The 23,526-nt window shown below is 63.3% G+C and carries 24 protein-coding genes; 9 read left to right on the top strand and 15 right to left on the bottom strand.

The genetic code is table 11. The features are described from left to right. Positions 1-34: 34 nt before the first annotated feature. The 4 genes from leuC to rplS form a co-directional block, all read right to left on the bottom strand. Complete coding sequence (gene leuC, locus ASE71_RS13170) at positions 35-1,444, bottom strand: 3-isopropylmalate dehydratase large subunit (protein WP_060521449.1); 1,410 nt, start codon at positions 1,442-1,444, stop codon at positions 35-37. Positions 1,445-1,687: 243 nt separating this feature from the next. After that, a complete protein-coding gene (locus ASE71_RS13165) occupies positions 1,688-2,509 on the bottom strand; it encodes an amino acid ABC transporter permease (RefSeq protein ID WP_060521450.1) in 822 nt (273 codons plus the stop codon). Between the two features lie 9 nt (positions 2,510-2,518). Next, positions 2,519-3,328, bottom strand: a complete 810-nt coding sequence (locus ASE71_RS13160; RefSeq protein WP_060521451.1) for a transporter substrate-binding domain-containing protein — start codon at positions 3,326-3,328, stop codon at positions 2,519-2,521. Between the two features lie 126 nt (positions 3,329-3,454). Continuing rightward, entirely contained in the window at positions 3,455-3,973 is a 519-nt protein-coding gene (rplS, locus tag ASE71_RS13155; RefSeq protein ID WP_043625625.1) for a 50S ribosomal protein L19, read from the bottom strand. A gap of 327 nt (positions 3,974-4,300) precedes the next feature. On the opposite strand from rplS, the gene ASE71_RS13150 reads away from it, so the two are divergent. Continuing rightward, complete coding sequence (locus ASE71_RS13150) at positions 4,301-5,047, top strand: sulfite exporter TauE/SafE family protein (RefSeq protein WP_060521571.1); 747 nt, start codon at positions 4,301-4,303, stop codon at positions 5,045-5,047. Here the strand turns inward: ASE71_RS13150 and trmD are convergent. From trmD to ASE71_RS13120, 6 genes are all read right to left on the bottom strand, one after another. Further along, the gene (gene trmD, locus ASE71_RS13145) at positions 5,029-5,721 is read right to left on the bottom strand and encodes a tRNA (guanosine(37)-N1)-methyltransferase TrmD (RefSeq protein ID WP_060521572.1); all 693 of its coding nucleotides are present in this window, start codon (positions 5,719-5,721) and stop codon (positions 5,029-5,031) included. The two genes, ASE71_RS13150 and trmD, sit on opposite strands and share 19 nt — an antisense overlap. A gap of 11 nt (positions 5,722-5,732) precedes the next feature. After that, entirely contained in the window at positions 5,733-6,296 is a 564-nt protein-coding gene (gene rimM, locus ASE71_RS13140) for a ribosome maturation factor RimM (protein ID WP_034803120.1), read from the bottom strand. A gap of 145 nt (positions 6,297-6,441) precedes the next feature. Continuing rightward, a complete protein-coding gene (gene rpsP, locus ASE71_RS13135; protein ID WP_060521452.1) occupies positions 6,442-6,804 on the bottom strand; it encodes a 30S ribosomal protein S16 in 363 nt (120 codons plus the stop codon). Between the two features lie 37 nt (positions 6,805-6,841). Then, positions 6,842-7,177 carry a chorismate mutase gene (locus ASE71_RS13130; protein WP_034802805.1) on the bottom strand — a complete coding sequence of 112 codons (336 nt, stop codon included), beginning with the start codon at positions 7,175-7,177 and terminating at the stop codon, positions 6,842-6,844. A gap of 14 nt (positions 7,178-7,191) precedes the next feature. Beyond that, entirely contained in the window at positions 7,192-8,757 is a 1,566-nt protein-coding gene (gene ffh, locus ASE71_RS13125) for a signal recognition particle protein (RefSeq protein ID WP_060521453.1), read from the bottom strand. Between the two features lie 255 nt (positions 8,758-9,012). Continuing rightward, positions 9,013-9,495 carry a MarR family winged helix-turn-helix transcriptional regulator gene (locus tag ASE71_RS13120; protein ID WP_060521454.1) on the bottom strand — a complete coding sequence of 161 codons (483 nt, stop codon included), beginning with the start codon at positions 9,493-9,495 and terminating at the stop codon, positions 9,013-9,015. Between the two features lie 78 nt (positions 9,496-9,573). Here ASE71_RS13120 and ASE71_RS13115 point away from each other — a divergent pair, with 78 nt between their 5' ends. From ASE71_RS13115 to ASE71_RS13090, 6 genes are all read left to right on the top strand, one after another. Further along, the gene (locus ASE71_RS13115) at positions 9,574-10,587 is read left to right on the top strand and encodes an MBL fold metallo-hydrolase (protein ID WP_034802812.1); all 1,014 of its coding nucleotides are present in this window, start codon (positions 9,574-9,576) and stop codon (positions 10,585-10,587) included. 93 nt (positions 10,588-10,680) lie between these two features. After that, complete coding sequence (gene dapF / locus ASE71_RS13110) at positions 10,681-11,592, top strand: diaminopimelate epimerase (protein ID WP_060521573.1); 912 nt, start codon at positions 10,681-10,683, stop codon at positions 11,590-11,592. Next, positions 11,589-12,863 (top strand): tRNA (N(6)-L-threonylcarbamoyladenosine(37)-C(2))-methylthiotransferase MtaB, encoded by a 1,275-nt coding sequence (gene mtaB, locus ASE71_RS13105; protein WP_060521455.1) that lies wholly within the window; start codon positions 11,589-11,591, stop codon positions 12,861-12,863. Before dapF ends, mtaB begins: the two co-directional genes overlap by 4 nt. 18 nt (positions 12,864-12,881) lie before the next feature. Further along, positions 12,882-14,696: a signal recognition particle-docking protein FtsY gene (gene ftsY, locus ASE71_RS13100; RefSeq protein WP_060521456.1), complete on the top strand. Its 1,815-nt coding sequence runs from the start codon at positions 12,882-12,884 to the stop codon at positions 14,694-14,696. 108 nt (positions 14,697-14,804) lie between these two features. After that, positions 14,805-15,437 (top strand): septation protein A, encoded by a 633-nt coding sequence (locus tag ASE71_RS13095; protein ID WP_113293123.1) that lies wholly within the window; start codon positions 14,805-14,807, stop codon positions 15,435-15,437. Positions 15,438-15,442: 5 nt separating this feature from the next. Beyond that, positions 15,443-16,027, top strand: coding sequence for a DUF2585 domain-containing protein (locus tag ASE71_RS13090; protein ID WP_060521574.1), 585 nt, complete (start codon positions 15,443-15,445; stop codon positions 16,025-16,027). Between the two features lie 259 nt (positions 16,028-16,286). On the opposite strand, the gene ASE71_RS13085 is transcribed toward ASE71_RS13090, so the two are convergent. From ASE71_RS13085 to ccmA, 5 genes are all read right to left on the bottom strand, one after another. Then, on the bottom strand, positions 16,287-16,895 hold the full coding sequence (locus tag ASE71_RS13085) for a DsbE family thiol:disulfide interchange protein (RefSeq protein WP_060521458.1): 609 nt from the start codon (positions 16,893-16,895) through the stop codon (positions 16,287-16,289). Next, positions 16,892-17,068 (bottom strand): heme exporter protein CcmD, encoded by a 177-nt coding sequence (ccmD, locus tag ASE71_RS13080; RefSeq protein WP_082566526.1) that lies wholly within the window; start codon positions 17,066-17,068, stop codon positions 16,892-16,894. The genes ASE71_RS13085 and ccmD overlap by 4 nt, the downstream gene beginning before the upstream one ends. After that, complete coding sequence (locus ASE71_RS13075) at positions 17,065-17,835, bottom strand: heme ABC transporter permease (RefSeq protein WP_034802828.1); 771 nt, start codon at positions 17,833-17,835, stop codon at positions 17,065-17,067. The genes ccmD and ASE71_RS13075 overlap by 4 nt, the downstream gene beginning before the upstream one ends. A 164-nt stretch (positions 17,836-17,999) precedes the next feature. Further along, positions 18,000-18,659, bottom strand: coding sequence for a heme exporter protein CcmB (ccmB, locus tag ASE71_RS13070; protein WP_034802831.1), 660 nt, complete (start codon positions 18,657-18,659; stop codon positions 18,000-18,002). Positions 18,660-18,722: 63 nt separating this feature from the next. Further along, a complete protein-coding gene (gene ccmA / locus ASE71_RS13065; protein ID WP_034802834.1) occupies positions 18,723-19,373 on the bottom strand; it encodes a heme ABC exporter ATP-binding protein CcmA in 651 nt (216 codons plus the stop codon). A gap of 271 nt (positions 19,374-19,644) precedes the next feature. Between ccmA and acnA the strand changes: the two genes are divergently transcribed. After that, the gene (acnA, locus tag ASE71_RS13060) at positions 19,645-22,335 is read left to right on the top strand and encodes an aconitate hydratase AcnA (RefSeq protein WP_060521459.1); all 2,691 of its coding nucleotides are present in this window, start codon (positions 19,645-19,647) and stop codon (positions 22,333-22,335) included. A 205-nt stretch (positions 22,336-22,540) separates the two neighbouring features. Next, positions 22,541-23,314, top strand: coding sequence for a DUF1223 domain-containing protein (locus ASE71_RS13055; RefSeq protein WP_060521460.1), 774 nt, complete (start codon positions 22,541-22,543; stop codon positions 23,312-23,314). The last annotated feature ends 212 nt before the right edge of the window (positions 23,315-23,526 follow it).

Genomic DNA, 23,526 nt, shown 5'->3' with positions numbered 1-23,526 from the left:
GCGGCCATTGACGCCGGAAAAGCTCAGACCCGGCCTATTTCCATTCGCGGATATCGACGAAATGACCCGCGACCGCAGCGGCTGCCGCCATCGCCGGCGAGACCAGATGCGTGCGGCCCTTGAAGCCCTGACGGCCCTCGAAGTTGCGGTTCGATGTGGAGGCGCAACGCTCGCCGGGCTTCAGCCGGTCGTCGTTCATCGCCAGACACATGGAGCAGCCCGGCTCGCGCCAGTCGAAGCCCGCTTCGCGGAAGATCTTGTCGAGGCCTTCGGCCTCGGCCTGTTCCTTCACGAGGCCGGATCCCGGAACGATCATCGCCGAAACGGTCGAGGCGACCTTGCGGCCTTCGACCACCTCGGCCACGGCCCGGAGGTCCTCGATGCGGCCGTTGGTGCACGACCCGATGAAGACGCGGTCGACGGCGATGTCGGTGATCTTCGTGCCCGGCTTCAGGCCCATATAGTCGAGCGCGCGCCACTTGGAGGCCCGCTTGTTCTCTTCCTGGATCTCATCCGGATTGGGAACGATGCCCTGAACCGAGATGACGTCTTCCGGCGACGAGCCCCAGGAGACGATCGGCGGCAGGTTGGCGGCGTCGAGCACGACGACGCGATCGTAATGCGCGCCCTCGTCCGTGTGCAGCGTCTTCCAGTAGTCGAGCGCCATGTCCCAGGCCTTGCCCTTCGGTGCGCGCGGCTTGTCCTTGATATAGGCGAACGTCGTTTCGTCAGGCGCGATCAGGCCGGCGCGGGCGCCGCCTTCGATCGTCATGTTGCAGATGGTCATGCGGCCTTCCATCGACAGCGAGCGGATCGCTTCGCCGGCAAACTCGATGACGTGGCCGGTGCCGCCGGCAGTGCCGATCTCGCCGATGATGGCCAGGATGATGTCCTTGGCGGTGACGCCCGGCGGCAGCTGGCCGTCGACGCGCACCAGCATGTTCTTCGCCTTCTTCTGGATCAGCGTCTGGGTCGCGAGCACGTGCTCGACTTCCGACGTGCCGATACCGTGGGCCAGCGAACCGAAGGCGCCATGTGTCGAGGTGTGGCTGTCACCGCACACGATGGTCATGCCCGGCAGGGTGAAGCCCTGCTCGGGGCCGACGATGTGCACGATGCCCTGGCGCTTGTCGTTTTCCGAGTAGTATTCGACGCCGAAGTCGGCGGCGTTCTTGGCCAGCGCCTCGACCTGGATGCGGCTTTCCTCGTTCTTGATGCCGAGGTGACGGTCGGCCGAAGTCGGAACATTGTGGTCGACGACAGCGAGCGTCTTTTCAGGCGCACGGACCTTGCGGCCGGCCATGCGCAGACCTTCGAAGGCCTGCGGACTCGTCACTTCGTGAACGAGGTGACGGTCGATGTAGAGAAGACAGGTGCCGTCGTCCTGTGCATTGACCAGGTGATCATCCCAGATCTTGTCATAGAGGGTACGCGGTGCGCTCATGGCGGTATATCCATCGAGTTTTCAAAAAAAGTAGGAAAGCCGGCGGCAAGGCGGCCGGAAGCACTGATCAGGAGATCAGGATAGGCGGCTTGTAAGCGCCCCGTGGACGCGCGCAAAGAAGCGTGCCGGCAGGCGCTTGTGGTCCTGCAGCACGACGATTTTCTGCTCGCTACATCCGAATTTGGATTCCATGGCCGTGTTCATATCAATTTTCTGACAGGTCGGCAATTGCTGGAAACGGACTCAGCGCTGCTCCGCGCGCCTGAGCCGCCGCTCCAGCCCCCGCAATCCCAGCGACAGACCGATGGTCAGCACGAGATAGACATAGGCAACGATCGAATAGGTCTCGAAGAAGCGAAAGGAGCCGGAGGCATATACCTTGCCCATCTGCGTGATGTCGGCGACGCCGAGCACCGAGACGAGCGAACTGTCCTTGACCATGGCGATAAAGTCGTTGCCGAGCGGCGGCAGGATCACGCGGATCGCCTGCGGAAAGATGACGAGACGAAAGCGCTGGTAGCGTGAAAGCCCGAGCGCCTTGGCGGCTTCGACCTGCCCCTTGTCTACCGAGAGGATGCCCGCCCGGAACACTTCGGCGATGAACGCAGAATAGCCGATCATCAGCGCCAGGATCGCCCGCCACATCAATGAGATGTCGCGCACGACAACCGGCTCCATCCAGCCGGCGCTGATCAGCGGTGCTGAGATGAAATTGGCCGCGACGACGAGCCCCGGCGCGCCGACGAAGGCAATGTAGAACAGAAGCACCAGGATCGGCACGCCGCGGATGACTTCCGTATAGAAGCGGGCGATCTGCCGAAGGGACGAGTGCTCGGAGAGCGCCATCAGCGCGATGCCGAGGCCGAGCGTCGTCGCCAGCACGAAGCCCATGAGGGTCACGAAGACGGTCACGCCAAGGCCCTTGAAGACGACGGTGAAGACTTCCGAGAAGATGTCATTGCTGATGATCACGGCGGCGAGCGCCACAGCGATCACAACAAGGGCGACCAACCACCAGGGATAGTCGCCCTTGCCGGACATGTCTGAAGATTGTGGAGCGGCCATAGCCTGCTATCAGCCGCCCATCTTGTATTCGAGGAACCACTTCTTATCGAGGGCGTCGAAGGTACCGTCTTCCTTCAGCGCCTTGATCGCGGCGTTGACCGGAGCCACGAGATCCGAGCCCTTCGGGAAGATGAAGCCGAAATCCTCGGTGCCGAGCGGCCCACCGACGACCTTGAGCTTGCCTTCGGAGGAATCGACATAGCCCTTGGCGGCGACGCTATCGGTCAGGACCACATCGACGTCGCCGGCCTTCAGCGCCTGAACGGTCGCGCCGAAGGTCTCAAACAGCTTGATGCGCGGGTTCTGCTCGTTGCCGTCGAGCATTTCGTAGACGGCGGTGTAGAACGGGGAGGTACCCGGCTGCGCGCCGACGAGACCGTCGGCAAAGGCGCCGAAGCTCTTGCCATCGTTGAAGCGGGCCTCGTCGCTGCGCACCAGCATGAACTGCTGCGAGCGCATGTAGGGATCCGAGAAGTCGACCTTTTCCTTACGGTCGTCCTTGATGGTGATGCCCGTCATGCCGATCTGGTACTGATCGTCATGCACCGCTTGGATCATCGCGTCCCAGCTGGTGTTCTGGTATTCGACCTTGAAATTCAACCGCTTGGCGATCTCGTTCATCGCGTCGTATTCCCAGCCCTTGGCTTCGCCGGACTTCGGATCGACAAACTGCAGCGGCGGGTAGGCGTTCTCCGTGACGACGACGACCGTCTTGCCGCCGAGGTCAGGCAGGTCGGCGGCCAGCGCCGGTGCAGAAAACGCAAAAGGTGCTGCAAGTGCGGCTGCGATGCCCGCAAGCACGTGGCGACGGATTGTCATTGGAGGAGCTCCCGAAAAGTGTGGCAGCGGAAAATGTCACAAATTCCGTCGAAAAGACAAGCGGATAGTACCAAAAAAGAAAGGCGGCCGAGGCCGCCTTTCCAACAATCCCTAGGGATTGAAATGTTATTCTGCTGCGGCTTCGGCTGCTGCCTTTGCTTCGGCGGCTTCGGCTGCTGCCTTCTCGGCGGCGAGCGCCTGAGCTGCTGCAACCTTTTCAGCCTCGATGCGTGCCTTTTCCTCGGCAATCGCCTGACGCTCGGCTTCGTTCAGCTTGCGGGCGCGCGTGCCGGTGTTCTCTACGATACGAGCCGACTTACCGCGACGGTCGCGCAGGTAGTAGAGCTTGGCGCGACGGACCTTACCGCGGCGAACCACTTCGACGCTCTCGACGAGCGGAGAGTAAACCGGGAATACGCGCTCGACGCCTTCGCCGTAGGAGATTTTGCGAACGGTGAAGCTTTCGTTGATGCCGCCGCCCGAACGAGCGATGCAAACGCCTTCATAGGCCTGGACGCGGGTACGGTTGCCTTCGACAACGCGGACGTTGACGCGGAGCGTGTCGCCTGCGGAGAATTCCGGGAGCGTGCGCTTGGCGGCGATCTTGGCGGCCTGTTCGGCTTCCAACTGCTGGATGATGTTCATCGGTCTAACCTTTCAAGTTCTTCTGAAACAGCCAGAGCGCTCTCGATGAACCTGTCGGGCCAGCCTTCAGGTCTTGCCGGATACCGGCAGGAGCGGATTCGCCATTCTTTGTTTTGGTCGGCGGGCATGGAACCCGAACCGGGCCGGCACTTACACCAATCGCACTGCCTTGTCATCCCCGAAGGCCATAATTTCTAAGGCATCCGCGCCAGGAAAGCCGAATTTATCAGAAAATACGCAAACACGCGCGTGATGATTGCCCGATGCAACGGACTTGCGGCCGGCACAACCACCGGCTATCCCGAGCATGAGGGGTCGGGGGAGACCATGAACATCTTCGAAATACTCATGCTGTTTGCGGCCGGCTTCCTGTCCGGCGTCGTCAATGCCATTGCCGGCGGCGGAACGTTCCTGACCTTCGGGGCGATGACGCTTGGCGGTCTCTCGCCAATCGTCGCCAACGCGACCTCGTCGATCATCCAGTTTCCAGGCTACATCACCTCGGCGCTCGCCTATGCCAAGGAGATCCGCGCCGACAAGCGCTATGCGATCCTGCTCGGCGTCATCTCCGCACTTGGCGGTCTGGCCGGCGCGCTGCTGCTCATCTCGCTCTCCAATGCCTCCTTCCGCGCGCTTGTGCCCTGGCTGCTGCTGGCGGCAACGGCGATCTTCGCTGCCGGGCCGCTCCTGAAGCCTAAGGCCCGCGTCGACGAGCATGCGATCAATCCGGTCGGCATCGGCGCCCAGTTCGTCACCTCCATTTACGGCGGCTTCTTCGGCGCCGGCATGGGCATCATGATGCTGGCAGTGCTGGGGCTTGCGACCGGCGGCGGCTATCACCGGCTGAACGCGCTCAAGAACTTCATCTCGATCGTTATTGCCGCGATCGCCATCGTCGTCTTTGCCGCCGGCGGGGTCGTGTCCTGGCTGCACGCGGCAATCATGGTGCCAGGGGCCGCCCTTGGCGGCTACAGCGGCGTCTGGGCAGCAAGACGCGTGCCGCAGGCGGTCATCCGCGCGCTGGTCGTCGCCGTCGGCCTGCTGCTTGCCGCCTATTACTTCTTCACGGGCTGATTAAGAAGATCGGGCCGGCGCTCGGCGGTCAGCCGCCGCGCCTCCGCCTCGCGCCATTTGGCAATGGCGCCGTGATTGCCCGAGGTCAGCACTGCCGGGATTTCGCGGCCTTCGAAGACCTGTGGGCGGGTGTAGTGCGGATGCTCGAGCAGCCCGCCTTCGAAGCTCTCATGCACACCCGAAAGCTCGTTGCCCATGACACCCGGCAGAATGCGCACCACGGCATCGAGCAGCGTGAGGGCCGCCGGCTCGCCGCCCGAAAGAATATAGTCGCCGATCGAAACCTCTTCGAGGCCGCGGGCGTCGATCACCCGCTGATCGACACCTTCGAAGCGTCCGCAAACGATGACGACGCCGGGGCCGGCGGCGAGTTCACGCACCCGCTCCTGTGTCAGCGGTCGGCCACGCGGGCTCATCAGCAATCGCGGCCGATCGTCGTTCTCCGAGACACGATCGATCGCGCGCGCGAGCACATCCGGCTTCAGCACCATGCCGGCGCCGCCGCCAGCCGGCGTGTCGTCGACAGTGCGATGCTTGTCCTCGGCGAAATCACGGATCTGCACCGGCTCGATCGACCACTGGCCACGCTCGAGCGCCTTGCCGGAAAGCGAGGCGCCGAGATGGCCCGGAAACATTTCGGGATAGAGCGTCAGGATGGTCGCGCGAAACGTCATGGCCGCAATGCTCACTTGCGCTTCGCGGAAAACGGACTACCCGGATCCTGGTCCTTGTCGTCGGTAAGGCCGGCCGCAACCGGATCGACCAGCAGCCGCCCCGCTTCCAGATCGATCTCCAGCACCGACCATTCGGTAAACGGGATCAGCACCGGACGTCGGCCTGGCCCCTTCAGCTCAAGGAGATCGCCGGCGCCGAAATCGAAGACACCGCTGACCTTGCCGTAGCTCGTGCCATTGCCGTCGATCGCTTCCAGGCCCTCGAGATCGGCATAGAAGAACTCGTCCTCGTCGAGATCGTCGTCGGGCAGGTTGTCGCGCTCGATGAACAGGTCGAGACCGTTGAGCGCCTCGGCGGCATTGCGGTCATTGACGCCGCGAAAGCGAACGATGACCACGTTTTTCGCCTCGCGAATCTCCAGCACCTCGAACACACGGCCGTCTGCGCTGTGCAGATTGCCATACTCGCCGAGCGCCGTCGGATCATCGGTAAAGGACTTGACCCTGACCTCGCCGCGCAGGCCCTGCGCCGCGCCGATCGTCGCCATCAGAACCGGGTTTTCGAGTTTGCTCATCGTCCGCGTCCGTTTCGGTATATCTCGGTGCACATAACGGAAAACGGGCGGCATGGAAATGCCACCCGTTTCCTTAAGTCACGGCCAGCCGGAGAGCTGCGTCGGCAGATGACCGCCGATCACTCTGCGGACCGTTCGCCGGCTGTTATTCAGCAGCAGCAGCAGCGGCGTCTTCAGCCTTCTGCTTGGCTTCAGCAGCGCGCTCCTGAGCCTTCTTGCCCGGGGCACCCTTGGTCGGGTTGTTGCGAGCCGGGCGCTTTGCGAGACCGGCCTGGTCGAGGAAGCGCAGAACGCGGTCGGTCGGCTGGGCGCCCTGGGCGATCCAGTGGTTGACGCGCTCGGCGTCGAGCTCGACGCGCTTTTCGTCGTCCTTGCCGAGCATCGGGTTCCACGAGCCGATCTTCTCGAGGAAGCGGCCGTCACGCGGGCTGCGGGCGTCGGCAACGACGATCTGGTAGTAAGGACGCTTCTTGGAACCGCCACGGGCGAGACGAATTTTCAGTGCCATTTGAGTAACTCCTTGCAGGCTTTCTTGACCGCTTGGTTCAAGCGGAATGGTTTGTGCCGGCGTTGCCCGCGGAATGCGAGCGATCGGCGGCGATGGCTTCATGATGCCGGATGACTTCCTTGATGATGAAGTTCAGGAACTTCTCGGCGAAATCCGGATCCAGATTGGCATCCTTGGCCAGGCGGCGCAGGCGTTCGATCTGGTATTCTTCGCGCGCCGGGTCGGCCGGCGGCAGTTCGTGCTTGGCTTTCAGAACGCCGACTGCCTGGGTGCAGCGGAAGCGTTCAGCCAGCATGTGGACGAGCGCGGCATCGATATTGTCGATCGACTGCCGGTAGCCCGCCAATTCCTTTTTGATTTCGGGATCAATCATCTTTTAAGCGATCCTCACTTCTTCTTCGGCAGGCCGGGAAGGCCGGGGAAGCCGCCACCAAGACCCGGAAGCTTGGCGCCGCCCAGACCTGGCAGGCCACCGCCGCCAAGGCCCGGCATACCGCCCGGCTTCAGACCGGCGGCTTCCGCCTGCTTCTGCAGGGCTTCGAGCTGCTTCGGGTCGAGCTTCGAGAGATCAGGCATGCCGCCGCCACCGAGGCCGCCAAGGCCCATCTTGTTGGCAAGGCCGCCCATCATCTGCTTCATCATGCCGCCTTTGCCCTTACCGCCCATCATCTTCATCATGTCCGCCATCTGGCGGTGCATCTTCAGAAGCTTGTTGATGTCGGCGGCATCGGTGCCGGAACCGGCGGCGATGCGCTTCTTGCGCGAGTGCTTGAGCAGATCCGGGTTGGCGCGCTCGGCCTTGGTCATCGACGAAATGATGGCGAGCTGGCGCTTGAACAGGCTGTCGTCGAGGCCGGCCGCGGCCATCTTGTCCTTCATGCCGGCCATGCCGGGCATCAGGCCCATGATGCCGCCCATGCCGCCCATCTTCTGCATCTGGCCGAGCTGGTCTGCGAGGTCGTTCAGGTCGAACTTGCCCTTGGCCATCTTGGCGGCCATGGCAGCCGCCTTCTCGGCGTCGATGTTCTCGGCAGCCTTCTCGACGAGCGAGACGATGTCGCCCATGCCGAGGATACGGTCGGCGACGCGGCGGGGGTGGAACTCTTCGAGTTCGCCCATCTTTTCGCCGACGCCGATGAGCTTGATCGGCTTGCCGGTGACCGCACGCATCGACAGCGCTGCACCGCCACGGCCGTCGCCGTCCATACGGGTGAGCACCAGGCCGGTGATGCCGACGCGTTCGTCGAAGTTGCGGGCGAGGTTGACGGCGTCCTGACCGGTCAGCGCATCTGCCACGAGCAGGATTTCATGCGGATTGGACTTCCGCTTGATCTCCGCCATCTCGATCATCAGCGGCTCGTCGATATGGGTACGGCCCGCCGTGTCGAGAATGACGACGTCGTGGCCGCCGAGCTTGGCAGCCTGAACGGCGCGCGCAGCGATATCGGTCGGCGACTGGCCGGCAATAACAGGCAACGTGTCGACGCCGGTCTGCACGCCGAGCTGACGAAGCTGCTCCTGGGCTGCCGGACGACGCGTGTCGAGCGATGCCATCAGGACCTTCTTCTTGTCCCTGGTCTTCATCCGGCTGGCGATCTTGCCGCTGGTCGTCGTCTTACCGGAGCCCTGCAGACCGACCATCATGATGACGACCGGCGCCGGCGCATTGAGGTCGATCGTGACGCCCTCGGAGCCGAGCATCTCGACGAGCTGGTCATGGACGATCTTGACGACCATCTGGCCGGGCTTGATCGACTTCAGGATCTCGGCGCCGACGGCCTTTTCACGAACCTTTTCGGTGAAGGAGCGCACGACGTCGAGCGCGACGTCGGCTTCGAGCAGCGCACGGCGAACCTCGCGGAGCGCAGCGGAAACATCGGCTTCCGACAATGCGCCGCGGCCGGTCAGTCCATTCAATATGGAACCAAGGCGGTCCTGGAGGCTCTCGAACATTCTCACTTCCTTCTGGTTTCCGGTGGCGATCAACTCGCCGGAAACGTGGGTTCCTTCGCGCAGAAAACAAGGCGCAAAGCCAAAAACCACCCGAGGGCGCCACGCGCTGTCGGGTGTTGACCTCCGGGTTCTCTTTATACCTCTACGGGACCCGGTCGGTGGCTTCGAAGACTTGAGCTTGCGAAGGAATTGGCGCGGATAAACAGGAAAGCGCGGCAAAAGTCAAGGACGGCAGGCAAATGAGGCGCTTTCGGCTCAGAGCGCCTCGTCCATGCCGGCGTCGTCGAGTTCGCCGGCCAGCTGCTCGAAGGCGGTCGACACCCGCGTCATCACCCGAAGTGCGGCCACCACTTCGGTCTGGTTGATATCGCCGAGCAAGGCATGCAGCAACTCCACCTCGCGGCGATGGATTTCCGCGAACAGATCACGCCCGGCCGCCGTCGGCGCACAAAGATAGGCGCTGCGGTGTTCCGGGTTCGGCCGTCTTTCCAGCAACGTCTTGTCCATCAGCCCGTTGACGACCCTGAGCACGAACTGCCGTTTCATCGACAGGCGCCGTCCGGCTTCCGGCACCGTCAGCGGCGTTTCGCAAAAAAGTTCGAGAACCGCCCGCTCCGCCACTGATATGCCGGCACCATCGAGCATATGTTCTGCCGAGCGCTGCATATTGAGATGGATGGAGCGGACCAGCTTCAGGGTCTTGTAGAGACGTTCTTGCGGGTCGAATCGAACGAGCATGAAACCACGATAGCAATCCAGTTGCTGTCTTCAAGAATTTATTAAACCTTGACCTTTCAACCAAGGCGAACCGCCCGGATGAAGACACGCAATCCCTATTACCAAGGTCCCGTCACCGATCATTTCGACGGCACCAGGTTCTTCAATCCCGACGGCAAACCGCCCAAGGGCGCGGCAGATCTCCTGCGCTGGCAGTTCGGCAGCGGCAAGGTGCGCTGGCCCGCGCACAATCCAAGCCCGTTCGCGCCGGTGAAGCCTGAACTCAGCGTCGAAGGCGATCGCCTGCGCGTGACGATGGTCGGACACGCGACGCTGCTCATCCAGGTGCATGGGCTCAACATTCTCACCGACCCCGTCTGGTCGCATCGCGCCAGCCCGTTTGCCTTTGCCGGCCCGCAGCGCCGCAACGCACCCGGCATCGAACTCGACGACCTGCCGCCGATCGACATCGTGCTCGTCACCCACAATCACTACGACCACCTCGATGTCGAGACGCTGGCAGCCCTTCACGAGGAACATGCTCCCCGCATCGTCACGCCGCTCGGCAACGACACGATCATCCGCCGCGCCGTTCCCGACGTCGAGATCGACGTGGTCGACTGGGGCGACCAGCTCGATTGCGGCGATGACGTCATTCTTCACGCCGAGCCCTGCCACCACTGGTCGGCGCGCGGCTCGCGCGACCGGCGCATGGCGCTCTGGGCCGCCTTCGTCGTGGAGACGCCGGCCGGCAAGATCTACCACGTCGGCGATACCGGCTTTCACGACGGCATCAACTATCGCGCCGCCCGCGAAAAACACGGCGCCTTCCGCCTCGCCAACCTGCCCTTCGGGGCCTACGAGCCGCGCTGGTTCATGCAGGACCAGCACCAGAACCCGGAGGAAGCCGTGCGCGGCATGGTCGATTGCGCCGCCGCCCATGTCGCCGGCCACCATTGGGGTACGTTTCGCCTGACCGACGAGGGCGTCGAAGAGCCGCGACAGGCGCTGGAACGGGCGCTCGATGCGGCGGGCATCGCCCGCAGCCGCTTCCGGCCGCTTCGCCCCGGCGAAATCTTCGATGTACCGACCGGCGGCGAGGGAGCCGAATAAAGGCGGCACTGGTATTTTCCGGGCTTTTCCGCCATATACAGCCCGAATGAAGGATGGCCCGCCCGGAGCGGGCCCCGTTTGGACAATCGCGACATGACCGACAACGTGCAATTTGCCAGGATGAACGGGCTTGGAAACAAGATCCTCGTCGTTGACATGCGCGGTCGGAAGGATCGGGTGACGCCGGCCGCTGCGATCGCGCTCAATGCCGATCCGGCAACCGCCTTCGACCAGATCATGGCGATCCACGACCCCAAGGCTCAGGGCACCGACGCCTGGATCGATATCGTCAATTGCGACGGCTCCATGGCCCAGGCCTGCGGCAACGGCACGCGCTGCGTCGTCCAGGCACTGGCCGCCGAAACCGGCAAGAAGGCCTTCACCTTCCAGACCATTGCAGGCATCCTCAACGCCACCGAGCATGAGGACGGCACGATCTCGGTCGACATGGGCAAGCCGGTCTTTGCCTGGGACAAGATCCCGCTTGCCGAGGAATTTGCCGATACGAGCCGCATCGAACTGCAGATCGGACCGATCGACAATCCCGTCCTGCACTCGCCCTCGGCCATGTCGATGGGCAATCCGCACGCCGTCTTCTGGGTCGACAAGGACCCGATGTCCTTCGATCTCGATCGTTTCGGCCCGCTGCTCGAAAACCATCCGATGTTTCCCGAGCGCGCCAACATCACGCTGGCGCAGGTGCTTTCGCCCTCGTCGCTGCGCACCCGCACCTGGGAACGCGGCGCCGGGTTGACGCTTGCCTGCGGCTCGGCAGCTTGCGCGGCTGCGGTCAGCGCCGCGCGCACCGGCCGCACCGGCCGCAAGGTGGTGATCGACGTCGCATCCGCCCCTGCCCCGGCAAAGCTCACGATCGAATGGCGTGAGCACGACGATCATGTCGTCATGACGGGACCTGCCGAATGGGAATGGTCCGGCACGCTGAACCCGACGACGGGAACCTGGCAGCGCGACGAGGCCGAAGCGGGCGGAGCCCGGGCGCTTTGAGCGGCGTCGAGGTCATAACCTTCGGCTGCCGTCTCAATACCTACGAATCCGAAGTGATGCGGGCGGAAGCCGAAAAGGCGGGGCTGAACAACGCCATCCTCGTCAACACCTGCGCCGTCACCGGCGAGGCCGTGCGCCAGGCGCGCCAGGCGATCCGCCGTGCCCGGCGCGACAATCCGCATGCCCGCATCATCGTCACCGGCTGCGCCGCCCAGACCGAAAAAGAGACCTTCGCCGAAATGGCCGAGGTCGACGCCGTGCTCGGCAACGAGGAGAAGCTGAAGAGCGCCTCCTATCGTTCACTGCCGGATTTCGGCGTCTCGGCTGAAGAAAAGCTGCGGGTCAACGACATCATGAGCGTGCGCGCCACCGCGCCGCAGATGGTCAAGCACATCGATGGCCACGTGCGCGCCTTCATCCAGGTGCAGAACGGCTGCGACCACCGCTGCACCTTCTGCATCATCCCCTATGGCCGCGGCAATTCCCGCTCCGTGCCGATGGGCGCCGTCGTCGACCAGGCGCGCAGGCTGGTTGAGAGTAGCTATTGCGAGATCGTCCTGACCGGCGTCGATGCCACCAGCTACGGCGCCGACCTGCCGGGCACGCCGACCCTCGGGCTGCTGGCGAAGACGCTTCTGAAACAGGTTCCGGAAATCCGCCGCCTGCGGCTTTCCTCGATCGACGGCATCGAGGCCGACAAACACCTCTTCGACCTGATCGCCGACGAGGCGCGCTTCATGCCGCACCTGCACCTGTCGCTGCAGCATGGCGACGACCTGATCCTGAAGCGCATGAAGCGCCGCCATTCGAGCGCCGACGCCCGCGCCTTTGCCGATCAGGTCCGGCGCTTGCGCCCCGATATCAGCCTCGGTGCCGATATGATCGCCGGCTTTCCGACCGAGACCGAAGAGATGTTCGAAAATGCCGCGAGCCTCGCCGAGGACTGCGGCATCGCGCATCTGCACGTCTTTCCCTACAGCCCGCGTCCCGGCACGCCGGCGGCACGCATGCCGCAGCTCGACCGGGCGCTCGTCAAGGATCGTGCTGCGCGGCTTCGCGCCGTCGGCGCGACGCTCTACGCCCGCCACCTCGAAGGTATGGTCGGCAGCGAGCAGACGATCCTGGTCGAGAACAACGGGCTTGCCCACACACAAAACTTCACGCTCGTCGACGCGGCTGACCTGACGCCCCGTGCGCTTGTCCCGGTCTCAATCACCGGCCACAATGGCAAGCATCTGACGATGCAGGTAAAACAGATGGCTGCGGCCTGATTTATGCGGAATTCCTGAATGGCAATGGGTTTCATCAAGAGGATCTTCACCTTCGGCAAGGGCGCGGTGGAGGAAACGAAGCCGCCGGAAGGTGTACCGGAGGAGACGATCGTCTCTGCGCCCGAAGTCGAGGCGCAGCCGGAGCCGAGCGCCGAGGCGGTCGAACCGCCTGCCGCCGTTGCCGAGGCAGAGATCGTCGAAGAGAGCCCGGAAACCGCCTTCGAACCACCTGTCGACATCGAGACCCTGCCGTTGTCCGACGACGATCCGGTGCTTGAGGCCGAGATCGAGACGGCCGGTGGCCCGGCCTCCGACGACGCCGAAGAGCTGGCGCGCGACGAAGCCGCCCCGGTCGAAGCTGTGGTAACGCCGGCCGAGACTGAAGCCGCGATACCCCCCTCTGTCCCTTCGGGACATCTCCCCCTCAAGGGGAGAGAGCAGACGGAGACCGAGGCCACAGCTGAGGAAGTAACAGCTGCCACCGAGACTGCGGCGCCTGTTGCGCACAAGGCGCCTGCTCCCTCCGATGAGATCATCGTAGCCTCCCGCGAGGCCGAAATCGTCGAGAGAATCGAGGAAGCTGCTGACGATGCCGAACCCACGGCAAGCGACGTCACGACTGCCGAAGCAGACGAGGTCACGCCAACCGAAACGCTTGCTTCCGAACTCGAGAGCGAGCCCAGCGTGATCTCCGCCCCTGTGGGGGAGATGCCCGGCAGGGCAGACGGGGGTGAAGCCGGAGCCCTCCGCGAAAGCATCGAGACCGCAGAAGCCAACGCAGCAGAAGCCGCCACCGACGTCGCGCCGACCGAGACAGCCGAGGCCGAGCCCACTGCTACGCCCGCTTTGCCCAAGGGCTTCTCCGCCACAGAGCGCAAGCCCAAGGAAGAACTCGTCGCCGCGCCGAAGGAAAAGCTCAGCTGGTACCAGCGCCTGCGCCGCGGCCTCGCGCGCACCTCGTCGCAACTGACCGGCCAGATCGCCAGCCTGTTTACCAAGCGCAAGCTCGACGAAGCGACGCTGCAGGATCTCGAAGACCTTTTGATCCAGGCCGACCTCGGCGTCGAAACGGCGATGCGCATCACCGACACGCTCGCCTCGGAACGCTACGGCAAGGATGTCTCGGGCGAGGACGTGTCGCGCATCATGGCCGGCGAGATCACCAAGGTGCTTTCGCCCGTCGCCAAGCCGCTGGAACTCGATCTCAGCCACAAGCCGCACGTGATCCTGGTGGTCGGCGTCAACGGCACCGGCAAGACCACGACGATCGGCAAGCTCGCCGCCAAGCTTTCCGGCGCGGGCCTGAAAGTCATGCTCGCCGCCGGTGACACCTTCCGGGCCGCGGCGATCGAGCAGCTGAAGATCTGGGCCGAGCGCACCAACTCCGAAATCGTCTCGTCCAAACTCGGCGCCGATGCCGCTGGCCTTGCCTATGAGGCTTTCCAGCAGGCGCGCGAGAAGAAGTCCGACGTCCTGATCATCGACACCGCCGGCCGCCTGCAGAACAAGGCGGAACTGATGGCCGAACTCGAAAAGATCGTGCGCGTGCTCGGCAAGCTCGATCCGGATGCGCCGCACACCGTGCTGCAGACGCTCGACGCCACGACCGGCCAGAACGCGCTGCAGCAGGTGGAGATCTTCCGCAACGTCGCCGGCGTCAGCGGGTTGATCATGACCAAGCTCGACGGCACGGCGCGCGGCGGCATCCTCGTCGCCATCTCCGCCAAGCACAAGTTGCCGGTCTATTTCATCGGCGTCGGCGAAGGGATCGACGATCTCGAGCCGTTCGAAGCCAAGGATTTTGCCGAGGCGATCGCCGGCGTTGCCGCCTGACGGGGCGATCGGGCCTGCGCGTAGTTACGCCGGCCCGTTGCCTTGATATGGTTTTGCCGCAAAGCTGGTGTTATGAGCAGCAGGTACATGCAGAAACAGGACCCCCAGATGTCGTCGATCGAGGCTGCCAAGCCGCAGAAGGAAGTCAGCCCCTTGCTCAAGTTGGTGCTGGAGCTTGGGCCGCTGATGGTCTTCTTCTTTGCCAATTCGCGTGGCGAATGGTTGGCCGGGCATTTTCCGGCGCTCGCCGAACTCGGCGGTCCGATCTTCATCGCCACCGGCCTGTTTATGGCCGCGACCGCAATCGCGCTTGCCGTCTCCTGGCTGCTGACCCGCACCCTGCCGATGATGCCGCTGATTTCGGGCATCGTCGTCTTCGTCTTCGGCGCGCTGACGCTCTGGCTGCAGAACGACACCTTCATCAAGATGAAGCCGACGATCGTCAACACGCTGTTCGGCACGATCCTGCTCGGCGGCCTGCTGTTCGGCAAGTCGCTGCTCGGCTACGTCTTCCACTCCGCCTTCAAGCTGGATGAGGCCGGCTGGCGCAAGCTGACGCTGCGCTGGGGCCTGTTCTTCCTGGTTCTCGCCGTGCTCAACGAAGTGGTCTGGCGCTCGTTCACGACCGATTTCTGGGTCGCCTTCAAGGTCTGGGGCACGATGCCGATCACCATTCTCTTTACGCTCGCCCAGATGCCGCTGATCATGAAGCACTCGCTTGACCAGGAGAACGCCGAGTGAGCACGATGCTCGAGGAGAATGACAGCCGCAACCGGCACGCACTCCTCTGGCTCGCCGCCTTTTTTGCTGTTCTCATCATCCAGATCGTCACCCAGCATCTGATGGGTCGCCTCTGGATCTGCGAATGCGGCTACGTCAAACTGTTCGAGCCCGTGGTCAAATCCAGCGGCAACTCGCAGCATATCGCCGACTGGTACACACCGTCGCACATCATCCACGGCTTCCTGTTCTACGGCCTCGGCCATCTGCTCCTGCGCGGCAAGCCGCTGACGGCAAAGCTCTTCCTTGGGACCGTGATCGAATCCGCCTGGGAGATCGCCGAAAACACGCCGATGGTGATCAACCGCTACCGCTCCGCAACGATTTCGCTCGACTATTTCGGCGACAGCATCCTGAATTCGACGATGGATACACTGGCCATGGCCGCCGGCTTCCTGTTTGCCGCCCGCATGCCCGTCTGGTTGACCATAACGGTCGCCATCGTCTTCGAGCTCTTCACCGGCTGGCTGATCCGCGACAATCTCACGCTCAACGTACTGATGCTCGTCTGGCCGCTGGATGCGGTCAGGGACTGGCAGGCGGGGATTTAAGCGGGCTTCGGTCGCCGTCGCAGCCCCTCATCCCGCATCCGCGACCTTCTCCGGCAGATGGGGCGAAGGGACTTGAGGCACTCACTTCATTCCACGACTGCCCGGCAGGGAAAGCACGGTTTTATGCCGTCGATGCGATGCGAGAGTTTAGGGCAACCGAGCGCTACGTGTCTTCTTCGCCCCGCTTGCGGGCAGAACGCCGGCAGGCGGATGAGGAGCAAATCCCTCCCATCTGAATGAGAGCTAATGCCGGGAGCGGTTACGAACCCGCAGTCGCCTTTTCGATCGCCGGCAGCAGACCCGTCTTCACGCTGTTTTCGTCGAACGGGCCGACGCGCTTGTAGAGGATCGTGCCGTCAGCGCCGACGAGATAGGATTCCGGAATACCGTAGACGCCCCAGTCGATCGCCGCCTTGCCGCGCGGGTCGACGCCGATGGCGGAGAAGGGATTGCCGAGTTCGCCGAGGAACCTGAGCGCGTTTTCGTTCTGGTCCTTGTAGTTGATACCGACGACGGTCAGCCGCGGATCCTTCGACAGTTCCAGGATGAAGGGATGCTCCTGCCGGCAAGGCACGCACCAGGAGGCCCAGACGTTGACGAGCGTCAGCTTGCCCTTGATCGCCGCATCGGTCAAAGCCGGCATCGGCTGGCCGTCGCGCGTCGCACCTTCGAGCGCCGGCATGTCGAGTTTCGGCGCCTTGGTGCCGATCAGCGCGGAGGGGATTTCGCTCACGTCCTTGCCGGAATTGAGCTGGCTCCAGAAGATCGCCGCAAGCCCGGCGAAGATGACGAGCGGCAGCGCCGCCAGCACGAAACGCATGGGGCCGGGTTTGCGCTCCTCGTTACCCGGAGCGGGTGCGTTGCTCATCGTGTTTCTCCGGAAGCCGGTTCGGCCGAGCGCCGGCGGATGCCTGCGGCTTCGAGTTCGGTGAGTTCACGCCGGCGGGCACGACCGTCGAGCACGACCCAGGCAATCAGACCGAGGACCGTCAGCGTGGCTATTCCATAGCTCGTGAAAACGTAGGCGGCGTGGCTCATCATTGTGCGCGGGCTCCCCGTCCGGCAGCACGGGCCGCAAGGCGCCTGAGCGCCGTGACGCGCCGGCGCAGGATTTCGTTGCGCATGGCGGCGATGTGCAGCGTGAAGAACAACAGCGTGAAGGCGATCGCCATCACGATCAGCGGCCACAGGAACTCCGGATCGATCGTCGGTCCGTCGAGCCGCATGACGCTCGCCGGCTGATGCAGCGTGTTCCACCACTCGACCGAGAACTTGATGATCGGGATGTTGACGAAGCCGACGAGAACCAGAATGGCCGAAACCTTGGAGGACCGCGCCGGATCGTCGATCGCGCGGTTGAGCGCCATCAGCCCCAGATACATAAGGAACAGCACGAAGACCGAGGTCAGCCGCGCATCCCAGACCCACCAGGTGCCCCACATCGGCTTGCCCCAGAGCGAGCCGGTGACGAGCGCCAGGAAGGTGAAACAGGCGCCGATCGGGGCTGCCGCGCGCGAGGAGACGTCGGCAAGCGGATGGCGCCAGACGAGCGTACCGAGAGCTGCCAAGGCCATCACCGAATAGCACATCATCGACAGCCAGGCCGCGGGCACGTGCACATACATGATGCGCACCGTTTCGCCCTGCTGGTAATCACCTTCCGTCGTGAAGGAAAGCCAGACGCCGGCAACGAAGAACAGCGCCGTCAGCCCGGAAAGCCAGGGCAACAAACGGTCGGCCAGCGCCAGGAACCGCGTCGGGTTGGCGAGATCGCTGAATTTGCGGATGGCCAGGCTGTTTTCGCTCATGGTCGCTCTTTAGCGCTTAAGGCGCCCGCCTGCAATTGATCCGCGTCAATCGCCCGATCACGATCGATTTGGAACGCGGATCATAAATGTTATCGATCTGAACAGCTTAGCGACAAATCCATGGGAATGCCGCAAACACTTTCGCCCGTTCTGGCCCGATTGCGTCAATCGGACGCGTGCCGAAGTGCTGCGGCGGCGGCAACCGGGCCGATGACGGCGAAGAACAGGGTGATTGCCGCAAGGATCATCAAAGGTGGCAGGAACGGCGCCGGATCCTCGATCGCCGCATAGACAGCGCTGACACCGAAGATCAGCACCGGGATCGCCAACGGCAGAACAAGGATCGAAACCAGCAGCCCGCCACGCGGCAGCGACACGGCAACGGCCGCCCCCACTGCACCGATGAAGGTGATCGCCGGCGTGCCGATCAGAAGCGTCAGCATGGTGGCGCCGATGGCGATCTCGCTCATGTTCATGAAGAGGCCGAGCAAGGGCGAGGCAATCACCAGCGGCAGGCCGGTCGCCGCCCAATGCGCCGCACATTTGACGAAGACGGTGAAAAGCAGCGGCGTTTCCTGCATCAGCATCAGGTCGAGCGAGCCGTCGTCGCGCTCCGCCTGGAACAGCCGGTCGAGGCCGAGCAGCGAGGCAAGCAGCGCGCCGATCCACAGGATCGCCGGACCGATGCGCGAAAGCAGGTTCAGGTCGGGACCGACACCGAAGGGAATGACTGCCACCACAGTCATGAAGAAGAGCACGCCGATCATCGCCCCGCCGCCGGCGCGGATCGACAGTTTGAGATCGCGGAAAAAGAGCGCGATCATAGCGGCAACCTCCGGATCGGCACGCGCGCGTTTTCCGACAATGGGCTTCCAGGCATTGCGACCCTATGCATCATGCCAGTGATCTCCTGCCAGATGCTCGAACCCCGTCATGTGCAGCTCCTTCGTGCGGTCGAGGCCGAGTGGCTGGTGGGTCGCCGCAATGACGATGCCGCCTTTGCCAAGATGCGCCTTCACCAGATCGGCAAACAGCCGGTCGGCGCCGGCGTCAAGCGCTGCGGTCGGCTCGTCGAGGATCCAGATCGGGCGATAGGCAATGACCAGCTTGGCCATCGCCATGCGCCGCTGCTGGCCAGCCGAAAGATAACCGAAGGGCAGATGGGCGATATCGGGCAGGCCGACCGCTTCAACCGCCTCGGTGAGCGTGGCGCCGCGCCCCCCGGGCGAATCACCCATGAAGTCTCGCCAGAAGGAAAGATTTTCCGCGACGGTCAGTTCGCGCTTCATCGCGTTGCGGTGTCCGAGATAGTGGCTGAGCTCGGATGGATGGGCGATTTCCGGGGGGCCATTCTCAAGTTTCAGGTGCCCGCTTTCGGGCCTCAACAACCCCGCCAGAACCCGCAGCAAAGTGGACTTGCCGGAGCCGTTCGGACCCGTCACGACAAGGGCTTCCGAGGCGTCGAGAATAAAGGAAATATCGTTAAAAATCAGGTCCTCACCGCGCTTCGCGCTCAACCCTTCAGCCATGAGGCGCATGAATTTTCAGCTTCCCTTCACTCTCTTTGTCGCAGGGCAAAAAAAAGTCCCGTTTCGACCTTCGTTGCTCTGGCACGTTTTGGAGAAATTATCTATAAGGCGGCCAACACGCCAGCGGTCGGCGTGAATTTCATCCTAGCGCCGAACATGGAATGAATTTCCACGTACGGACAGCGGAAATGGCCGCACCCGCATCCCAATTCGCGCTTCACAGGCGCTCGGGCGTTCGTACGTCAGTTTTTGGCGATCAGACGGAACGGGGTATTATCCAGTGTCCAAATCCCTAGACAGCTTCAATTGTCGCTCCACGCTCACAGTCAACGGTGTCGACTACGTCTATTACAGCCTGCCCAAGGCTGAGGCGAACGGTCTCGCCGGCGTTTCCAAGCTGCCCTATTCGATGAAGGTTCTGCTCGAGAACCTGCTGCGCAACGAAGATGGCCGCTCCGTCACCAAGAAGGACATCGAGAACGTTGCCGCCTGGCTCAACGACAAGGGCACGGCTGAAAACGAAATCGCCTACCGTCCGGCCCGCGTTCTGATGCAGGACTTCACCGGCGTGCCTGCTGTCGTCGACCTCGCGGCGATGCGCGACGCCATGGTCTCGCTCGGTGGCGACCCGGAAAAGATCAACCCGCTCGTTCCCGTCGACCTCGTCATCGACCACTCCGTCATCGTCGACGAATTCGGCACCCCGAACGCCTTTGCCCGCAACGTCGAGCTCGAGTACGAGCGCAACGGCGAGCGCTACCGCTTCCTGAAGTGGGGCCAGCAGGCGTTCAAGAACTTCCGCGTCGTTCCGCCCGGCACCGGCATCTGTCACCAGGTCAATCTGGAGTATCTGGGCCAGACCGTCTGGACCCGTGAAGAAGATGGCGTCGTCACCGCCTACCCGGACACCTGCGTCGGCACCGACAGCCACACCACCATGATCAACGGTCTCGGCGTTCTCGGCTGGGGCGTGGGCGGCATCGAAGCGGAAGCTGCCATGCTCGGCCAGCCGGTCTCCATGCTCCTGCCTGAGGTCATCGGCTTCAAGCTCACCGGCAAGCTCAAGGAAGGCGTCACCGCGACCGACCTCGTGCTTATGGTCGTGCAGATGCTGCGCAAGAAGGGCGTTGTCTCGAAGTTCGTCGAATTCTTCGGCCCGGGCCTCGACAACATGACGCTCGCCGACCGCGCCACCATCGGCAACATGGGTCCGGAATACGGCGCCACCTGCGGCTTCTTCCCGGTCGACAGCGAAACCATCAACTACCTCACCATGTCCGGCCGTGAAGAGCAGCGCATCGCGCTGGTCGAAGCCTATTCCAAGGCTCAGGGCATGTGGCGTGACGGTGACGGTTCCGAGCTCGTCTTCACCGACACGCTCGAACTCGACCTCGGCGACGTCGTTCCGGCCATGGCTGGCCCGAAGCGTCCGGAAGGCCGCATCCCGCTCGAAAGCATCGCATCGGGCTTCGCAACCTCGCTTGAAGGCGACTACAAGAAGCCGGGCCAGCTTTCGAACCGCTATGCCGTCGAAGGTACCGATTTCGATCTCGGCCATGGCGACGTTGCCATCGCTGCGATCACGTCCTGCACCAACACCTCCAACCCGTCGGTCCTGATCGCTGCCGGCCTGCTCGCCCGCAACGCGGTCGCCAAGGGCCTGAAGTCCAAGCCGTGGGTCAAGACCTCGCTCGCACCGGGATCGCAGGTCGTCGGCGAATATCTCGCCAAGTCCGGCCTGCAGAAGGACCTCGACGCGCTCGGCTTCAACCTCGTCGGCTTCGGCTGCACGACCTGCATCGGCAACTCCGGCCCGCTGCCGGCGCCGATCTCGAAGACGATCAACGACAAGGGCCTGATCGCCGCCGGCGTTCTCTCGGGCAACCGTAACTTCGAAGGCCGCATTTCGCCGGACGTCCAGGCGAACTACCTCGCTTCGCCGCCGCTCGTCGTCGCCTACGCGCTTGCAGGTTCCGTCCAGAAGGACCTGACCAACGAGCCGCTCGGCGAAGACCAGGACGGCAAGCCGGTCTTCCTCAAGGACATCTGGCCGACCTCCAAGGAAATCCAGGAGTTCATCTTCAAGTACGTCACCCGCGAACTTTACGCGACCAAGTACGCCGACGTGTTCAAGGGCGACGAAAACTGGCAGGCCGTTCAGGTTCCTCCGGGCCAGACCTATGCCTGGGACGACGGTTCGACCTACGTGCAGAACCCGCCCTACTTCGTCGGCATGGGCAAGTCCGGTTCGGGCATCTCCGACATCAAGGGCGCCCGCGTGCTTGGTCTCTTCGGCGACAAGATCACCACCGACCACATCTCGCCGGCCGGTTCGATCAAGGCGGCCTCGCCGGCCGGTGCCTACCTCATCGGTCACGGCGTCGGCGTTGCCGACTTCAACCAGTACGGCACGCGTCGTGGCAACCATGAGGTGATGATGCGCGGCACGTTTGCCAACATCCGCATCCGCAACCACATGCTCGGCCCGAACGGCAAGGAAGGTGGCTACACCATCCACTATCCGTCCAAGGAAGAGATGTCGATTTACGACGCCGCCATGCAGTACAAGGAAGAGGGCGTTCCGCTCGTCATCTTCGCCGGCGTCGAATACGGCAACGGTTCGTCGCGCGACTGGGCTGCCAAGGGCACCAACCTGCTCGGCGTCAAGGCCGTCATCGCGCAGTCCTTCGAGCGTATCCACCGCTCGAACCTCGTCGGCATGGGTGTCATTCCCTTCGTCTTCGAGGAAGGCACGACCTGGGAATCGCTTGGCCTCAAGGGCGATGAGATCGTCACGATCGAAAACCTCGCCAATGTCCAGCCGCGCGAAAAGCGCGTTGCCAAGGTAACCTACGGCGACGGCAGCGTGAAAGATGTGACGCTCGTCTGCCGTATCGATACGCTGGATGAAGTGACCTACGTCAACAACGGTGGCATCCTGCAGACGGTTCTGCGCGACCTCGCCGCTTAATCGCGCGAGCGCATACAAGGCTCTGGAGCCGGGACGCCGAAAGGCGCCCCGGCTCTTTCTTTGAGGTGCACCTGCCGACGATCCGGTGCCGGGTCGCGCTCACTTGCCACCTCACTCCAACGTGACTTCCCGTTGATGCAGGGGCGTCGTATGTAGTGAACTCCCCCACAAGGAGTAGGCCGCCGGCCGGTAACGAAGTGACGCCATGACATCCGCAGACCGTTCTTTCATTCGCCCTGTTGCACTGGCTTTCGGGCTGCTCGCAGCCGCCGGTGCCCCTGCCGGGGCGCAGGAGAAACAGGCGGTCAAGGGCGTTGTCGAACTGTTTACCAGCCAGGGCTGTTCGTCCTGTCCGCCGGCGGATGCGGCGCTGAAGTCGCTGGTCGACGAGGGCGATGTGGTGGCGCTCGCCTATCACGTCGACTACTGGAACTATCTCGGCTGGGCCGACACGCTGGCATCGAAGGAAAACACCGAGCGGCAATATGCCTATGCGCGCATGCTCGGGCGCAACGGCGTCTACACGCCCCAGGCAATCCTGAACGGCCGCGACCACTTGAACGGCGGCAACCTGCAGGCAATCAAGACGCGGCTGGAAACGATGAAGGCGGAAGGCAAAGGGCTTGCCGTTCCCGTCGACGCCAAGATCCTCGGCGAAGAAATCCAGATCACAATCGGTAGCGGCATCGGCAAGGCCAATGTCGTCGTCGTCTATTTCGACCGCGCCAAGATCGTGAAGATGGAGAAGGGGGAGAACAGCGGCAAGGAAGTCCCCTATTGGCATGCGGTGCGTGACATACAGACGATCGGCATGTGGGACGGCCAGCCCGCGTCCTTTACGCTGCCGGCGACGGTGCTGACCGAGCGCCCGGGAAACAGCGGCTGCGCGATCCTGCTGCAATCGATGAAGGACAAGGAAACGCCGGGTGCCATCATCGGCGCTGCGGCCGTGCTCGCCGGCCCTCAGGGCAAATTGTAGGGACGGCGAAGCGCAAGGGGTTGGTTCGGCCCGGCAGCATCGAGGGGCTGGGGCTGAGGGTTCGAAGTTACCGGACCGAACCGGCCATAACTGCGTTCGGTGAACTCCCGCAGCATGACGATCTGACCGGACATACGGTGGCAACGACTCTGTCCGTCAGCGCCCGCGAGTTTTGCGATGAATTGGGGCGCCGGTTTGACTGAAATGGGGCA

It is taken from the genome of Ensifer sp. Root954 (genome assembly GCF_001429005.1).
In the GTDB taxonomy this organism is placed as follows: Bacteria; Pseudomonadota; Alphaproteobacteria; order Rhizobiales; family Rhizobiaceae; genus Ensifer; species Ensifer adhaerens.
The sequence above is the reverse complement of the archived record's forward strand: the minus strand, read 5'-3'. Positions and strand labels throughout refer to the sequence as shown.

Bases quoted from the DNA above. Each gene is read 5' to 3' on its own strand.
- leuC (WP_060521449.1), bottom strand. From the start codon at position 1,444: ATGAGCGCACCGCGTACCCTCTATGACAAGATCTGGGATGATCACCTG.
- ASE71_RS13165 (WP_060521450.1), bottom strand. From the start codon at position 2,509: ATGGCCGCTCCACAATCTTCAGACATGTCCGGCAAGGGCGACTATCCC.
- ASE71_RS13160 (WP_060521451.1), bottom strand. From the start codon at position 3,328: ATGACAATCCGTCGCCACGTGCTTGCGGGCATCGCAGCCGCACTTGCA.
- rplS (WP_043625625.1), bottom strand. From the start codon at position 3,973: ATGAACATCATCCAGCAGTTGGAAGCCGAACAGGCCGCCAAGATCGCC.
- ASE71_RS13150 (WP_060521571.1), top strand. From the start codon at position 4,301: ATGAACATCTTCGAAATACTCATGCTGTTTGCGGCCGGCTTCCTGTCC.
- trmD (WP_060521572.1), bottom strand. From the start codon at position 5,721: ATGACGTTTCGCGCGACCATCCTGACGCTCTATCCCGAAATGTTTCCG.
- rimM (WP_034803120.1), bottom strand. From the start codon at position 6,296: ATGAGCAAACTCGAAAACCCGGTTCTGATGGCGACGATCGGCGCGGCG.
- rpsP (WP_060521452.1), bottom strand. From the start codon at position 6,804: ATGGCACTGAAAATTCGTCTCGCCCGTGGCGGTTCCAAGAAGCGTCCT.
- ASE71_RS13130 (WP_034802805.1), bottom strand. From the start codon at position 7,177: ATGATTGATCCCGAAATCAAAAAGGAATTGGCGGGCTACCGGCAGTCG.
- ffh (WP_060521453.1), bottom strand. From the start codon at position 8,757: ATGTTCGAGAGCCTCCAGGACCGCCTTGGTTCCATATTGAATGGACTG.
- ASE71_RS13120 (WP_060521454.1), bottom strand. From the start codon at position 9,495: ATGCTCGTTCGATTCGACCCGCAAGAACGTCTCTACAAGACCCTGAAG.
- ASE71_RS13115 (WP_034802812.1), top strand. From the start codon at position 9,574: ATGAAGACACGCAATCCCTATTACCAAGGTCCCGTCACCGATCATTTC.
- dapF (WP_060521573.1), top strand. From the start codon at position 10,681: ATGACCGACAACGTGCAATTTGCCAGGATGAACGGGCTTGGAAACAAG.
- ftsY (WP_060521456.1), top strand. From the start codon at position 12,882: ATGGCAATGGGTTTCATCAAGAGGATCTTCACCTTCGGCAAGGGCGCG.
- ASE71_RS13095 (WP_113293123.1), top strand. From the start codon at position 14,805: ATGTCGTCGATCGAGGCTGCCAAGCCGCAGAAGGAAGTCAGCCCCTTG.
- ASE71_RS13090 (WP_060521574.1), top strand. From the start codon at position 15,443: ATGCTCGAGGAGAATGACAGCCGCAACCGGCACGCACTCCTCTGGCTC.
- ASE71_RS13085 (WP_060521458.1), bottom strand. From the start codon at position 16,895: ATGAGCAACGCACCCGCTCCGGGTAACGAGGAGCGCAAACCCGGCCCC.
- ccmD (WP_082566526.1), bottom strand. From the start codon at position 17,068: ATGATGAGCCACGCCGCCTACGTTTTCACGAGCTATGGAATAGCCACG.
- ASE71_RS13075 (WP_034802828.1), bottom strand. From the start codon at position 17,835: ATGAGCGAAAACAGCCTGGCCATCCGCAAATTCAGCGATCTCGCCAAC.
- ccmB (WP_034802831.1), bottom strand. From the start codon at position 18,659: ATGATCGCGCTCTTTTTCCGCGATCTCAAACTGTCGATCCGCGCCGGC.
- ccmA (WP_034802834.1), bottom strand. From the start codon at position 19,373: ATGCGCCTCATGGCTGAAGGGTTGAGCGCGAAGCGCGGTGAGGACCTG.
- ASE71_RS13055 (WP_060521460.1), top strand. From the start codon at position 22,541: ATGACATCCGCAGACCGTTCTTTCATTCGCCCTGTTGCACTGGCTTTC.